This is a genomic window from Streptomyces sp. NBC_00654, from assembly GCF_026341775.1.
Classification (GTDB): Bacteria; Actinomycetota; Actinomycetes; order Streptomycetales; family Streptomycetaceae; genus Streptomyces.
The window spans coordinates 466156-479544 of the sequence record NZ_JAPEOB010000001.1; the positions used below are offsets into that span (position 1 = coordinate 466156).

Sequence of the window (13389 nt, forward strand, 5' to 3'; positions counted from 1 at the left end):
GTCCAACCGGAGCGGTCGACAACCACATCCGGAGGCCGTCAGGTCGCCGCAGCGGCCTCGCGCCCCCTTCGCGTCCGACGGTGGAGGATCTCGTCGAAGGTGGCGCGGGCGCCCGTGGGGTCGATGTAGTGCATGGCCAGGAGAGCCGCGATGACGGCGCCTACCAGGTCGTTCTGGACCTCGGACCAGGTGTGGTCGTCGCCGCAGGTGGTGAGGCCCTTCAGGCCGTGGAGGGCGTGCATCGCCTCGCCGGCTTCCTCGCCGACCTTGCCGACCTGGAGGGCTTTGAGCTCCTCGTCGGGGAGGTGGGCGCCTGCCGCTCGGCAGACGGCGGAGAGCTTCTCGATGTTGTCCCACAGGGTGTCCACGTCGGACCTCCGATCGATGGGTTCGGCTATTCCTGTGCGGGTCGTCCGAGCTGGCGTACGGTCCATCCGGCCATGCGCCAGGCGTCGGCGTCGATGAGGTTGCGGAGGTCGACGAGGACCTGGTCCGCGACCAGTGGGGCGAGGGCCTTGGGGTCGGCCTCGCGGAAGTGGGGCCATTCGGTGGCCAGGACGATCAACTCGGCTGCCGCGAGGGAGTCTTCGAGGGTTTCGCAGTAGTCGAGTTCGGGGTGGCGGCGCAGTGCTGTGGGCACGGCGTGCGGGTCGTGGACGGTGACGGTCGCGCCGCTCTGGTGCATGAGTGCGGCGATCGCCAGGGCCGGGGATTCGCGGACGTCGTCGGTTCCGGCCTTGAAGGAGGCGCCCCAGACGGTGATGCGTACGCCGTCGACGGGTCGGCCGAGCGTCTGCTCGATGAGCTTCAGCGCGGCCGTGGGCCGAGACTCGTTGACCTCCTCTGCCGCGCGCAGCATGGTCGCTGCCTCGGCGGCGCCCAGGGTGCGGGCGGAGGCGGTGAAGGCGCGGACGTCCTTCGGGAGGCAGCCGCCGCCGTAGCCGGGGCCGGCGTTGAGGCCGCCGCGGCCGATGCGGGGGTCCAGGCCGATGGCCTCGGTGAGTTGCTGGACGTCGGCTCCGGCGGCGGTGCACATGTCGGCGACGCCGTTGATGAAGGAGATCTTCATGCCGAGGTAGGCGTTGGCGGCGCCCTTGATGAGTTCGGCTGTGGCGGGGTCGGTCACGAACAGCGGGATGCCGTTCGCCAGGAGGGGTGCGTAGACCTGGCGTACCGCGTCCTCGGCGCGGGCCGACGGGACGCCGACGACGATGCGGTCGGGGCGGAGGGTGTCGTCGATGGCGTGGCCCTCGCGTAGGAACTCGGGGTTCCAGACGACCTCCACGTCCTCACCGGCCGGGGAGAGACGGGCGAGGAGAGCACCGAGGTCGCGGGAGGTGCCGACGGTGACCGTGGACTTCCCGACGATGACGGTCGGGCGGGTCAGGTGCGGGGCGAGGGCGCGGGCTGCGCCGAAGACCTGCCCGGTGTCGTAGCTTCGTCCGTCCGCGTCGATCGGCGTGCCCACGGCGAGGAAGTGGATGTCGGCGAACTCGGCTGCCTCGGCGAGGCTGGTGGTGAACCGCAGGCGGCCGGTGGCGGTGTGGGTGCTGAGGAGTTCGGGCAGGCCGTCCTCGTAGATGGGGCACTCGCCGGCGTTGAGACGGTCGATCTTCGCCTGGTCCAGGTCCACGCCGATGACCTCGTGGCCGATCTCGGCCATGGCAGCGGCGTGGGGGATGCCCAGGTGACCACAGCCGATGACGGATACGCGCATGGGTCGACGCTCCTTTCCTTGCCTCTCGCCCGCCCGGGGGAGTCCGGGCCGGCCGGGTGCGTCACGCTAGCGCCAACACCCGGCGCGGCCCTCTTCGTGCAGGTGGATCAACCAGCGTGCTGTTTGAGCAGGTTGACGAGGGCGGGCAGTGCCTCGGCGGCGGTCGCCCGGCACACCAGGTCGCCGTCCTGGGGGCCTTCCAGCGGGTACGGCATGAACCGGCCGTCGCGCCAGAAGCCCTCCGGGTCCAGGTAGACGACCTGCATGCCGCGAGCGCGGGCGCGTGCCTGGACCTTGCGTCGGTCGGCGTGCAGGCCGACGACGAGGAGGGCCTTGGCGCCGTCCACCCACTCGACGTCGGGTACGGCCTGGTCGTAGCGGCGCATGAAACACTCGTCGAGCCCGGCGCGCGCCGCGAGCACGTCGAAGTTGTTGGTGATGACCGGGCCGACGAGGTGACCGGCGTCCTTCAGTTCGTTCAGCGCCCACATCGCCGGAGTCGGTTCGGCCAGGAAGCAGGCGCGGAACATCTCCACGAACTCCGCAGTCTTCTCCTCCGGCTCCGTAAGAACCTCGTGGAGGAGCGTGTCCGCTGTCGGGGAGAGGGTGAAGCGGTGTTCCCGAGGCTCGTGGCCCTGGCGGTCGGTCACCCGGTAGATCTCGTGGAGCCGGTGCAGGGGCGGGATACCCGCCTCGACCGACGTACCGCAGCCGATCTCCACCTGGAACGGCAGCAGGTTCGCGAGGACGGACAGGTCTGGGACGCGGGTCGGCGTACCGGGGCGGTCCTTGCACCTGATCCCGGTGGAGAGGACGTTCCACGGCAGCTGCCGGACAGCGGGCGGCGGTGCGTAGGACACCGAGGTGATCTGCACGTCCAGGCTCCGGTAGCCGACGGGGAGGGTACGGCCCGCCGCCGCGTCCTGGGGGTGGGCGTCGTGCTCGGTGATCCGGCACTTCAGATCCCGGCGTGTCCATAAGAATCCGCCAGGAGCCTCCTTCCAGCCGCCGGTGGCGAGCGAGTCCCGCAGGGCGTCGTGGTGCGCGTCGATCTCATCCGCTGGAGCGGTAGCGGAGTGGTAGAGGTACAGGTCGGTCAGGCCGATGGCCGGCGCGGCGGTGGTGGGGACCAGGCCGTACCGGTAGCGGTAGTGGATGATCCGCCGCCGGGCGTCGTCGGCGGCCGTCCAGCCGCTCTGTTTGGCCGTGGCCTTCTCCTGCGTACGACGCCAGATGCCTTCCTCGATGTAGCGGGGTCGGTCGGCGTCGCCGAAGTAGGTCTTCCAGACCTGCTGTTGGTCGGCGGTGAGCTGGTCGATGACGATGTACGGGATGTCCACGATCTCTCCCTGGAGAATCACGCCTGGATGTTCCGGGTGCATGGCAGGCTCCGTTTGCCGGGAACGTGGGGTGAACGTCCCGGACAGCGGAGCGGAGTCAGTGGTCGGAGGGCGAGCTCGCGCCCGCCGAGACGGCGGCGGGCTGATGACCGAGGCCGTTGAGGAGCGGGGCGGCCTGCTCACGCAGTGCCCAGGCCGGTCCCACCAGGCCGGCGACGGCCAGAAGCGTGAGCGCGATGCCTCCGCCTTCGGAGCGTACGGAGCGCGGCGCGGCCTTTCGGGCGTGGCGCCGCCGAGGCTCGGTCACGGGGTGCCGCCGATGGCGCGTTCGTGTGCGTCGACGAGGCGGCTGATCTGCTGGTGCAGCCACTCCACCTCGGCAGAGGTGAGGATGAGCGCGCCATCGAGGGTCGAGCCGTCATCCAGGTGGAACTCGATGGGAACCGATCCCTGTCGGGCCCTCAAGTCATAGACCGCGTCCCGTCCGGCCGAGAGCGTGGCGTGGGTGGCCCTCACCGGCACGGGCCTGAGCGTCGTCCCGTCGGCGGGCGCGGACCACGGGGCCCCGCCCCCGGGCGGACGCAGGTGGTACGTCGTAGCAGAGCCCTCACCAGGGAGGGCGACCACGACCCCTACACGGCCATTGCGAGCACTGTCCGTGACGAGGTCGCCGAGTCGTGGAACGAACGGTGCTGCCGTACCTAACTCGGCACCCTGCGAGGGGAGATGAGAAGAGCGTCGTCGCGTCATGCCCCGAAGTTAGGGACAGGACGAGCCTCGAATATGAGCCGGAGGAATACGACCCCTATCCGTCCAGGTGAAAGCGGTCGGACATGTGCCGCAGCTTCTCCCTCGTGGCTGCTCGTTCGGCGTAGACGATGCTGCGGAGTGTTGAACGGGCGATGGGGTGGTTACGTACGAGCTGCGGCGCGATCCGCTCAGCCGCCTCCAGCTCGGCCAGGGCCTTTGCCCGGTTCCCGTCCCACAGCCAGGCCCGCGCCACGTCCATGTGGTGGTGGCCCTGACGTGAGTTGGGCAGTGCCCCGACCAAGCTCGGGCTGGTGCGGCGGTTTATCTCCAGAGCTTTACCCTGCTTGCCCATTTCCAGAGCCACGCTGATCGCGTGGATCTGCACGTTCCCGGCGGAGAACGTCAGCGAATGCCGGTCGTACACCGGTGCGCCGACGTACGCGTCCATGCGTTCCGCCGCGTCCTTCGCGTGTCCGATCCGGTCCTCCGCTTCCGATGGACGGTTGGCCCGAGCGGCGGAGATGGCCGCCCGAAGCTGAAGCGTGCCCCAAGCCCGTACGGCCAGCGGATCACCATGTTCGTACGGCTGTTGCACCGACGCGATCGCCTTGTCCGAGAGCACCAGGGCGTCGGTCCAGTCGGCCGTCGCCCACATGTCCCAGACGCGCATCCAGTCGGCGACGGCAGGCAGCACTGGATCTCCCGACAGCCTCGCTGACCACGCGGCCCGTTCGCACGCCATGGCCACCAGCTCGGGGTGCCCGAGGGCGTGCGCGGCGGTGTGCGCGAACTTGCAGCACACGGCGTAAATGGCATACGCCTCCTCCCGTTCGTGCCCGTCCGAGTCCTCCGCCAGAGCGCGCGCCTCCCGGAACAGATCCGGGAGAACTCGGAGAATCGCGACGTTGGAGGCGGTGTCCCGAAGGCGGTGCAGCCGGGTCACCTCACGCCATAGCTGGGGTGACGGTCGCGGAACCCCGTCGAAGACGGGAACGAGGTCGTAGCGGCGCAGCTCGCGCAGGATCGACGAGGCGGCGATCTGCCACTGGCTGTCGTCGGGGGAACTGCTGTACGGGCGGCCGATCAGGTCGTTCGGATGGACGTGCAGTTCCGCAGCCACCTGGTTGAGCAGCCCGACCCGGTCCAGCTCGATCAGGCCACGCTCCATCTTCGACACCCAGCCCTGCGACTTCCCGAGGGCCGTCGCCAGGTCGGCCTGCGGCATGCCCAGTCGCAGCCTCGCCCTGCGAGCGCGTTTGCCGATCTCCTCGGCTTCCTCCAGCATCAGGACACCTCCCGGCCGCCGGACGATCCGGCGCGGCCGCCGGTCTGTCCGTACAGAGTTCGTCTCCTGCACGGTACCCATGACGCGGCTTCAGCGTGAGACGAGCTGCAAGGACCGTCGGGGCCGCGGCCCGTGTACTGCTGTCCCGTCCTGAACGGCGAGTCCGAGACCGGAGGCACTTCTGTCCGCCATCAGTGCCCAGACGGCCATCAGGCATTGATTCCGAAGCCGCCGGTGCCGAACGACAGCGGATCATGGGGATGAGGAACTTTCCACGTCGCGCACCGCCGGAGGCAGCCAGTGATCACCGTGACCGTCCTCCACCCTGGAACCATGGGCGCGGCGATCACCGCCGAGCTCGTGGCCGGCGGCCATAAGGCGCTGTCGGTGACCAAGGGCCGCAGTGAGAACACCTGGCTCCGCGGGAGAGAGGCCGGTGCCACGGCGTACGACTCGCTCGCGGAGGCCCTGTCCAGAAGCGCGGTCGTTCTCTCGGTCTGCCCACCACAGGCGGCGGAGGACGTCGCGGCGGCGGTGGCAGCGCACGGCTTCGCGGGGGTGTACGCCGACGTCAACGCCATCAGCCCTCAACGCGTACGGCGCATCGCTGACGAGATCCGCCCCGGCTCCGCAGTTGTCGACGGTGCCGTTTTCGGTCAGCCGCCAGGCGAGGGGCGTGCCACACGGCTCTATCTCGCAGGGGCCGACTCTGCCGTCGAGCTGGTGGCGTCGCTGTTCGCGGACTCTGCGCTGCACGTGTGCCGCGTCGGGGACACACTCGGTTCCGCTTCCGCGCTGAAGATGGCCTTCTCCAGCTACCAGAAGGCCGCCCGCACCCTCGCCGGAGTCGCTCACGCGCTCGCCGACGCCCATGGAGTCGGTGATCAGCTCACAGCCGAAGCCGAGGTCATGATCTCCGCGATCCTCTCCGATCCGGAGTATCTACCGAGCGTGGCAGCCCGAGCCTGGCGCTGGACGCCCGAGATGGAAGAGGTCGCCGATACTCTCCGCGCGGCTGACCTGCCCACGGACATGGCCGAAGCCACGGCTCGGGTGCTCGCCTACTGGGAGCAGGACAAGGACCAGTTCCACCTGCCGGTCGTGCACACCCTCTCCCAGCTCCGGTCAGAGAAGAGCCGTTGATTCGTTCACGCTGAGGGGTAGCCGCTGGACGATCACCTCCGCCGAGGGCGAGACGCGGGAATGGTGGGTGGGGCCGTCGCCGCAGGCTGCGGGAGAGCTACGGGGCGTAGGACGGTGCTGCGTGCCTGTGCCGCCTGAGCTTGCCGACTTGGAGCGGGCCTCTGCGCAAGCCGTTGTACGCGCCAGACCAGTGTGCGTGCTGGGGAGCGGGCGTCGTCGAGGGCGCGTTCGTCTGCTGCCCGCTGCAACAGGCGTCCGGGATCGTGGCCTGCGGTCTCCGCGGCGGCCAATGCGGTGGTCAGTGCATCGGTGGCGGGGTCGGCGAGGATTTGGTCGGCGTGTGTGGGGGCGGCCTGGCGGATGAGCTGGGCGTACCGGACTGCGGCCTTCTGAGGCGGCCGATGCTGGCCGGCGGCAAGCAGGTGCCCGGATGAGGTTCGGTCGTAGGCGGTCTGGAGGTGGAGCAGAGCCTGGTGGGCGGCTGCGGTCTGCTGGTTGTGGTGTCGTTGGTCGTGCCAGCGGGCGGCGGCGATGACGGCGAGGAGCGCGGCGTCGAGGAACATCGCCAAAAGAGCTCCGTCCTTGGGTGAGGGCTCGCGGAGCATGGCCTTCACAGCCCCGCGCAGCGCGCGGGCGTGGTGGTGTTCGGCATGGATACGTGAACGGGTTGCCCGTTCGAAGGCAGAGGCTGCCGACCGGAGTTCGCTACGGATGTCCGGCGGTGCGGTGAGGGCCACGGCGTCGAGTGCTTCGCCGAGGGCGGCCAGGTGGGCCTGGGCGGCTTCCGCGTCCGGCCGGCCGAGGTGGTGAGGGATGCGCTCTGTGGCCGCGGTGGCTTGGTGCCACGGGTGCGGCCGTACATGCCCGTTGGGATTGTCGGCAGAGATTTTGGCTGCGGCGAGACGGCTCTGGATCTTGGGAAGGGAGAGGTCCGGTGACAGCGTGGAGCCGGAGAACCACACCGGTTCTCCTTCGGCGTTCGTGTCGTGTTCCAGGGCGACTTTGTAGCCGCGTGGTTCTCCGGAGGGAAAGTGCAGGACCTCGACGAGGACGCCGTTGGTGCGGGTGAGTAGAGCGAGGAACTCCTCGGTGTTGGTGGCGGCAGCCGCTGCTGTGCGGACAAGGGTGCGCAGGCGTATGCGGGCGGGCTTGTCGTGGCCGGTGCGGTGGGCCTTTTCCTGTTCGGCGCGGGTGGGCCGATTCGCGGCGGTGCGGTCTCCGCGTACGACTTGGAAGAGGCCGTATTCCTTCTCGACGGCTGCGAGTTCGCGGTCGGCGGTGAGGTAGTCGTGCCAGTGGCGTGCGGTGCGCAGGTCGCCTCGGATCTTGGTGGCGGCGATGTGGATGTGGTCGTTGGCATGCCGGACGGCGACCCAACGGCAGCCGTCCGGATCGTCTGTCGGTGCGATGCCGGTTGCTGTGACGACACGGCGGGCGATGTCCGCCCATTCGGCGTCGTCGAGTATGCGGTCGCCGGGTGCTGCGCGGACGGAGCAGTGCCACACGTGCTGCTTCGGGGCCCGGCCGAGTCGCCTGGCCTGCTGGACGCGTAGGTCGAGGTCGGCCACGAGGAGCTTCTTCGTGGCGGCGGTGTCGTCGGTGCGGCCGGGGTCGGGTGCGAAGCCGTCCCAGGAGGCGACGAGGTGCGGGTCGGTGTGTTCGTTGGCCCGACCGGGGCCGTAGAGGTAGCGGATGAGGCCGGCTGTGCTCTTGCCGCTGCTGATCTTCGCGATCACCGTGGCCCCTTTGTGGCGGCGGCCTGATTGGTGGCTGCTGCGATGTGGCGGACGGCGGTGCCGGCCGTGTCGAGGACGCGTTCCGCATGGTCGAGGAGTGCGGTGTCCCCAGGGTGTGGACGGTCGCCGGAGTTGAGCTTCTTGGCGATCTGGTTGATGTTGTGGCCGATCTTGGAGACCTCACCTCGGAGGGCGGTGAGTTCGTCGATGTAGTCGTCGAGCTGGGTGCGCTGACCAGGCAGCGTGAGGTCTCCGTGGATGTGGGCCATGACGACGGCGCCGACGTAGTGGGCGGCGGCGATGTTCAGTGACCGGGCCACGGCGAGGATCGCTGCCTTCTCGTCGATGCTGTAGCGGACGTCGACGCGTTCTTTGCGCTGGGTCTCTTTGCGCTGACGGCGGCGGGAAACTCGGTGCAGGGCGGCGGCTTCGGCGGCACGCTGCGGCAGCACGGTACGGGTGGCGGTGTCGACGAGCTTGTTCCGGTCGGGCGTCCCCTGGCGCCCGAGCTCCTCCGCCACCCCTGGGGCGGAGGCATCTGCGTTGGACCGACCCGTGGACGGTCCAACGCCATACCTTGCTCCGCCTGATGCCGAGGTGAAGGTCATCTGCTGCTGCGCTGACGAGGGTTCGCGGTCGAGGCCGTGCATGGGGGCTCCTGCAAGCGGTGGTGGAGGGAGAGGCCCGTTCCCCCCGTGCTGATCCATGGGAGGAACGGGCTGGGATGACGTGGGGTGCGAGGTTCAGTCGGTGCCTGTGGTGACGGCATCGAGTTCGGCCTGCAGCAGGTCCTTGACCTTGTCCAGGCGGGCGCGTGACATGCCGAATCCGTTGTCCCGGATCGCCTTCTCGACGTTGCGGCGGGAAACGCTGTCGCCTCGTCCGAGGGGAGCCGTGCGGCCGATGGCCACGGCCTGCTCCAGGGAAACGCTCGACTGCTTGCCTCCCGGCTTACCGGGCTGCTGCGGCACATCGGTGTCCGTGTCCGTGGTGTGTGGTGGCGCGAGCTCCCCGATGGTGTGTTCCGCGCCGGGTTCGTGGCGGTCGCCGCTGTTGTGGCGGTCGGTGGCTGTGGGGCGTCGGGCGACGAGGAGGTAGAAGTGGACGGCTCCGGCCAGGGCGAGCGGGGCGATGGCGGAGATGACTCCGACGGTGATGTCGTCGAGGGCGAGGCTGGTGTGGCGGGTCTGCTGGTTGAGGCGGATGGCGTGCAGGACGTTGGCCCAGATGCTTGTGGCGGTGGCGACGCCGACCAGGGCGGAGACGTAGAGGCGGGCGGACAGGGGTGCGGTCCGCAGGATGAGCAAGGCGCCGATCCCGATGGCGATGAACCCGTCGATGACGAGCGGGAAGGCATAGGTGAGCGCCCGGTGGATGTGGCTGGCGGCGGCCATCTGACGCAGCGCGTCGTAGGACAGTGCGAAGGCGGCCACGGCCAGCAGCGACACGCCTGTGCGGATCGCGGTGGCCAGTGGCAGCGGGGCAGACGGTGCCGCGGTGATGGCGGGGGAGGACAAAGGGAAATGCTCCAGAATGCGGGTTGCGGCTGAGGTGGCCCTGAGGGCGGGGGACCCGTCACGACTCGTCGCGTGCCTGGTCAGGGCTGGTACGAGTGCGGCGGTAGTGATGAGTCGACTCGTCACCGGACCGCGACTCGTCACCGCGCTGACCTGCGCGGAGACGGGTCGTGACGGGTCGTGCCGGGTCAGGCCCCGGTCGCCGTGCCGGGGGTGGGCTCGGGGCAGTAGCGCGCCCAGGAGTCGGCGAACTGCAGGCGGGTGAAGCCCCTGGCCTGGACGTTGCCGTGGAAGCGGCGGGTGACCGAGCTGATGTCGTACTCCTTGAGCAGGAGTTGCAGGCCCCGAGGGGTCAGTCCGTGGGGGGTGTACTCCGCCCAGGGCATCTCGTCGTCCTGGTTGAGGATGTCGAGGAGCCGGCTGGTGCGAAGTGCCGGCGGGTTGCCTTCAGTGGTGAAGGCACGGCGGATGTCGGCCAGGAGGCGGATGCCCAGGCTGCTGCGGTCCTGGTCGTGCTCGGCTTCGTGCTTGGCCATGATCTGGCAGGCGGTGCGAGCGAGGTCCGGCCATGCTCCGCCGGCGAGATCGGCGACGCTCACCAGCGGCTGCCAGGTGTCGGCCGCCCGGTCTTCGACCGGCATGGCCGGTGTCAGCTCCATCGCCTCGGCGTGCAGGGGAGTCAGCCAGGCGACGAGCCGGTCACGTAGCGCGTGGAGCGGCGGGGTGTCACGGAAAGTACGGAACTCCGCCACCTTCTCGCCCGGCCTGCGGCGCCGCATCCGGATCACGATCGACCGGTCCATGATCGTGTCCGGCAGGTCGCCGATGCCGGCGAGGGCCGCCATGGCGAACGTGGGGAACTTCGAGACCTCGTGGTTGGGTCCGGAAACCCGCAGGGTGGGGCGGTTGCGCTGGTGCCCCGCGTTGAACAGGCCGCGCATCTCCTCGTTCTTCTCCGCAACCTTCGCGGAGCCGAAGAGCGTGTCGGCCTCGTCGACCAGCAGGGTGGGCGGTGTGGCGGTGATCGACCGGAACACCGCGGCGGCCGACGCGTTGACCGTGATCAACGGATCGTGAACGCTCTCGGTGATCACGTCCAGCAGCCGCGACTTGCCGCACCGCTTCGCCGGCCCCACGACGGCCAGCCGCGGAGCGTGCTGCCACGCCGTCTGCAAGTGCGTAGCCGCAACCCACAAGGTCACGGCCGTGAACGCCTCCCCACTCGGCAGTACGACGTAGCGGCGAATCTGCTCCCGCAGCTCCGCGAGCAGCGCCTCGCCCTCGGACGGCGGAGCAGGTTCGGGCTCCTATGCCGGCGGCGGTACGGGCTCGGCGGGGCGGCCGGGTATGGCCACCGGCGGCCATAGGGCGGCGGTGTTTTGAAGGGATGGCGTGCTCTGGGCGGGATCGTCCATACTGGACACGTAGCTCCTCCGCTTGCGGGCCAATGGGACGGCAATCCCGGCCTCGCAGGTCAGTCGTTCAGGGATGGGCGGCGTGAGGTTTGCGCTCTGAGCCCCTCGGTGTTGGGTCACCGGGGGGCTTTTTGTATGTCGGGTGCTGGTTGAAGGCATGCCTCAGCGGATCGGTGCGGTCTGCTGGGGTGCTCTACAGTACTATGCAGATCGCATAGTGCTATGCGATCTGCAGAACAGATGTTAATCTTGTTCCATGCCGCACAACCGGCGGTAGACGCAGCGAACGGGAGGAGGGGGCGATGCCGGATGACGAGGGAAACCCTGAGGGCGTGCTCCTCAGCGGCGAGGAGAACGCCGCTGTGCGGGTCAAACTGGAGCGCGAGAAACGCGGCTGGAGCACCACCACGCTGTCCGACCGCATGAACGACGTCGGCTTCGACATGAACCCGTCTGCGGTCTGGCGCATCGAGAACCGCAAGCGCCGGATCAACCTCGATGAGGCCATCGGCTTCGCCGAGATCTTCGGCATCCCGCTCAGCAACTTCGTCGGGCCGCCCAGCCTGGCGACCATGGGCCGTGCCATGGAGCTGATCGACAACGTCGTCGCCGCCTACAGAGCCTCCAACCGTGCCAACCACGAGGCACGCAAGGCCCGCGACCAGCTCGACGCCTATCTCGCCGACCACCCGGACATCCGCGAAGAGGCTGACGTGATGGTCTCCAACGCCATCGCCACCGAACTGATGAAGAGCAACGAAGAGTACGGGCCCGCCTCGGACTCATAGCGGCCCACACCACGTGGCGCAGCGGGAACGCAAACCCCCGCTGTGGCCGTCATGCCCATCCCATCCCTGAACGACATGAGGCCAGGCCCGGGGTTGCCGCCCCATCCGCCGGCCAGAACCGGAGCACTCACTTGCGCCCTTCGGCGATACCGCACGCCCCCGTTAAGCGCCCGCGACCGCAGGGGGAGGTGACCACTACCGACACCCTCCTCACCGTGGAACAGGCTGCCGAACGCCTCGGCACCGGCGTGCGCTTCATCCGGCGACTCATCCAGGAGCGCCGTATCCGCTACGTCAAGCTCGGCAAGCCCGTACGGATCCCCGAGAGCGCCATCGCCGCGTACATCGAGGAGCGCACCGTTCCGACTCTCGGCGACGCGCGTTCCCGCTTCGGGAAGGCTGCCTGATGGCCGCCCGGAAGCCGCAGCGGCGACGTGAATTCGGCACCGTCCGTCAGCTCCCGTCGGGACGGTGGCAGACGCGCTACTGGGCTCCGGACGGCAGCCGTCGCACCGCCCCGGAGACCTTCGAGACGCGTACCGAGGCCCAGACCTGGCTCACGCTCACCCAGGCCGACATCGAGCGCAAGCATTGGGTCGACCCCGACGCGGGCTCGATCAATTTCGAGACGTACGCCATGAAGTGGATCGAGGAGCGCGGTCTCTCCGCCACCACGGAGGAGCTGTACCGAAGGCTCCTGCGCTTGCACCTGCTGCCCGCGTTCGCCTCGATGAACCTGGATGACATCACGCCGCCTGGCGTGCGGACCTGGCGCGTCGAGCGGCTGGAGGCTACCGGTGCGACGACCGTCGCCAAGTCCTACCGCCTTCTCAAGGCCGTCATGGAGACGGCGGCCGACGACGAGCTGATCCGCCGCAATCCCTGCCGGATCAGGGGCGCCGGCAGCGAGAAGGCCAAGGAACGCCCGACGGCCACCGTCGAACAGGTCGACGCGCTTGCCGACGCCATGGGGCCGAGGTGGCGGCTGATGGTGTACTTCGGCGCCTACGGACCGATGCGTCCGGAGGAGCAGGCGGCGCTGCGGCGGCCCGACGTCACGCTCGCACCCCTCTCGGTCAAGGTTCGGGACGCTGCACCCGAGCTGACCACCGGGCGTCGCGTCGAAGGCGACACCAAGTCGGCCGCGGGAAGGCGGACCGTCTTCCTGCCCGCCTTCCTGTACATCGAGGTGAAGCGTCACCTCGACTGGTACGCCGAGAAGGAACCCGACGGGCTCCTGTTCGTCGGGGAGAGGGGCGCCCCCTTCCGCCGGTCCACCTTCGGCCGCAAGTGGCGCAGGGCTCGGACCGAGGTCGGCCTGCCGGAGGGTTTCCGCTTCTACGACCTCCGGCACACCGGCCACACCCTGTCCACCCAGTCGGGCGCCACGCTCAAGGACACGATGGTCCGCGCCGGCCAGTCCTCGGAGAAGGCGGCGCTGATTTACCAGCACTCCGATGGTGAGCGGCAGCGGGAGGTCGCGGACGGCATCAACGACCTGGTCCGTGCCCAACGGATCAAGGCAGCGGAGGTCGTTGGGTCGCAGAGCGCTCGCGAAGCCTAACGAGCAGACCGGCTCGGGGCTGTCCGAACACAGCCCCGAGCTCGATACGTTTCGGAGTCCGGCCGGCGTGCCGCGTGCTTCCGCAGCGGCGAAATACGCCTCCGGAATAGCCATCTTCGGTCTTGCTGTCAGAC

Annotated in this window: 14 protein-coding genes; 4 read left to right on the forward strand and 10 right to left on the reverse strand. The window is 69.2% G+C overall.

The genetic code is table 11. From position 1 onward, the window contains the following. Nucleotides 1-38: 38 nt before the first annotated feature. From OHA98_RS02105 to OHA98_RS02130, 6 genes are all read right to left on the reverse strand, one after another. Complete coding sequence (locus OHA98_RS02105; protein WP_266922382.1) at nt 39-368, reverse strand: MazG-like family protein; 330 nt, start codon at nt 366-368, stop codon at nt 39-41. Between the two features lie 26 nt (nt 369-394). Next, entirely contained in the window at nt 395-1717 is a 1323-nt protein-coding gene (locus OHA98_RS02110; RefSeq protein ID WP_266922383.1) for a UDP-glucose/GDP-mannose dehydrogenase family protein, read from the reverse strand. Nucleotides 1718-1824: 107 nt separating this feature from the next. Next, nucleotides 1825-3057 carry a hypothetical protein gene (locus tag OHA98_RS02115; protein ID WP_266927655.1) on the reverse strand — a complete coding sequence of 411 codons (1233 nt, stop codon included), beginning with the start codon at nt 3055-3057 and terminating at the stop codon, nt 1825-1827. A 97-nt stretch (nt 3058-3154) separates the two neighbouring features. After that, complete coding sequence (locus tag OHA98_RS02120) at nt 3155-3364, reverse strand: hypothetical protein (RefSeq protein ID WP_266922384.1); 210 nt, start codon at nt 3362-3364, stop codon at nt 3155-3157. Further along, a complete protein-coding gene (locus tag OHA98_RS02125) occupies nt 3361-3579 on the reverse strand; it encodes a hypothetical protein (RefSeq protein ID WP_266922385.1) in 219 nt (72 codons plus the stop codon). The genes OHA98_RS02120 and OHA98_RS02125 overlap by 4 nt, the downstream gene beginning before the upstream one ends. 283 nt (nt 3580-3862) lie before the next feature. Next, nucleotides 3863-5092, reverse strand: coding sequence for a helix-turn-helix domain-containing protein (locus OHA98_RS02130; protein ID WP_266922386.1), 1230 nt, complete (start codon nt 5090-5092; stop codon nt 3863-3865). 300 nt (nt 5093-5392) lie between these two features. Between OHA98_RS02130 and OHA98_RS02135 the strand changes: the two genes are divergently transcribed. Next, a complete protein-coding gene (locus OHA98_RS02135; protein ID WP_266922387.1) occupies nt 5393-6235 on the forward strand; it encodes an NAD(P)-dependent oxidoreductase in 843 nt (280 codons plus the stop codon). A 32-nt stretch (nt 6236-6267) separates the two neighbouring features. Here OHA98_RS02135 and OHA98_RS02140 read toward each other — a convergent pair whose 3' ends face one another. The 4 genes from OHA98_RS02140 to OHA98_RS02155 form a co-directional block, all read right to left on the reverse strand. Then, complete coding sequence (locus tag OHA98_RS02140; RefSeq protein ID WP_266922388.1) at nt 6268-7971, reverse strand: mobilization protein; 1704 nt, start codon at nt 7969-7971, stop codon at nt 6268-6270. Beyond that, nucleotides 7968-8492 carry a plasmid mobilization relaxosome protein MobC gene (mobC, locus tag OHA98_RS02145; RefSeq protein ID WP_266922389.1) on the reverse strand — a complete coding sequence of 175 codons (525 nt, stop codon included), beginning with the start codon at nt 8490-8492 and terminating at the stop codon, nt 7968-7970. The genes OHA98_RS02140 and mobC overlap by 4 nt, the downstream gene beginning before the upstream one ends. Nucleotides 8493-8714: 222 nt before the next feature. Further along, on the reverse strand, nt 8715-9488 hold the full coding sequence (locus OHA98_RS02150; RefSeq protein ID WP_266922390.1) for a DUF2637 domain-containing protein: 774 nt from the start codon (nt 9486-9488) through the stop codon (nt 8715-8717). 188 nt (nt 9489-9676) lie between these two features. Next, the gene (locus OHA98_RS02155; protein WP_266927657.1) at nt 9677-10759 is read right to left on the reverse strand and encodes a DUF3631 domain-containing protein; all 1083 of its coding nucleotides are present in this window, start codon (nt 10757-10759) and stop codon (nt 9677-9679) included. 446 nt (nt 10760-11205) lie between these two features. Here OHA98_RS02155 and OHA98_RS02160 point away from each other — a divergent pair, with 446 nt between their 5' ends. From OHA98_RS02160 to OHA98_RS02170, 3 genes are all read left to right on the forward strand, one after another. Further along, entirely contained in the window at nt 11206-11691 is a 486-nt protein-coding gene (locus OHA98_RS02160; protein ID WP_266922391.1) for a helix-turn-helix transcriptional regulator, read from the forward strand. A gap of 188 nt (nt 11692-11879) precedes the next feature. Continuing rightward, complete coding sequence (locus OHA98_RS02165) at nt 11880-12098, forward strand: helix-turn-helix domain-containing protein (RefSeq protein WP_014046958.1); 219 nt, start codon at nt 11880-11882, stop codon at nt 12096-12098. Continuing rightward, complete coding sequence (locus OHA98_RS02170; protein ID WP_266922392.1) at nt 12098-13255, forward strand: tyrosine-type recombinase/integrase; 1158 nt, start codon at nt 12098-12100, stop codon at nt 13253-13255. Before OHA98_RS02165 ends, OHA98_RS02170 begins: the two co-directional genes overlap by 1 nt. The last annotated feature ends 134 nt before the right edge of the window (nt 13256-13389 follow it).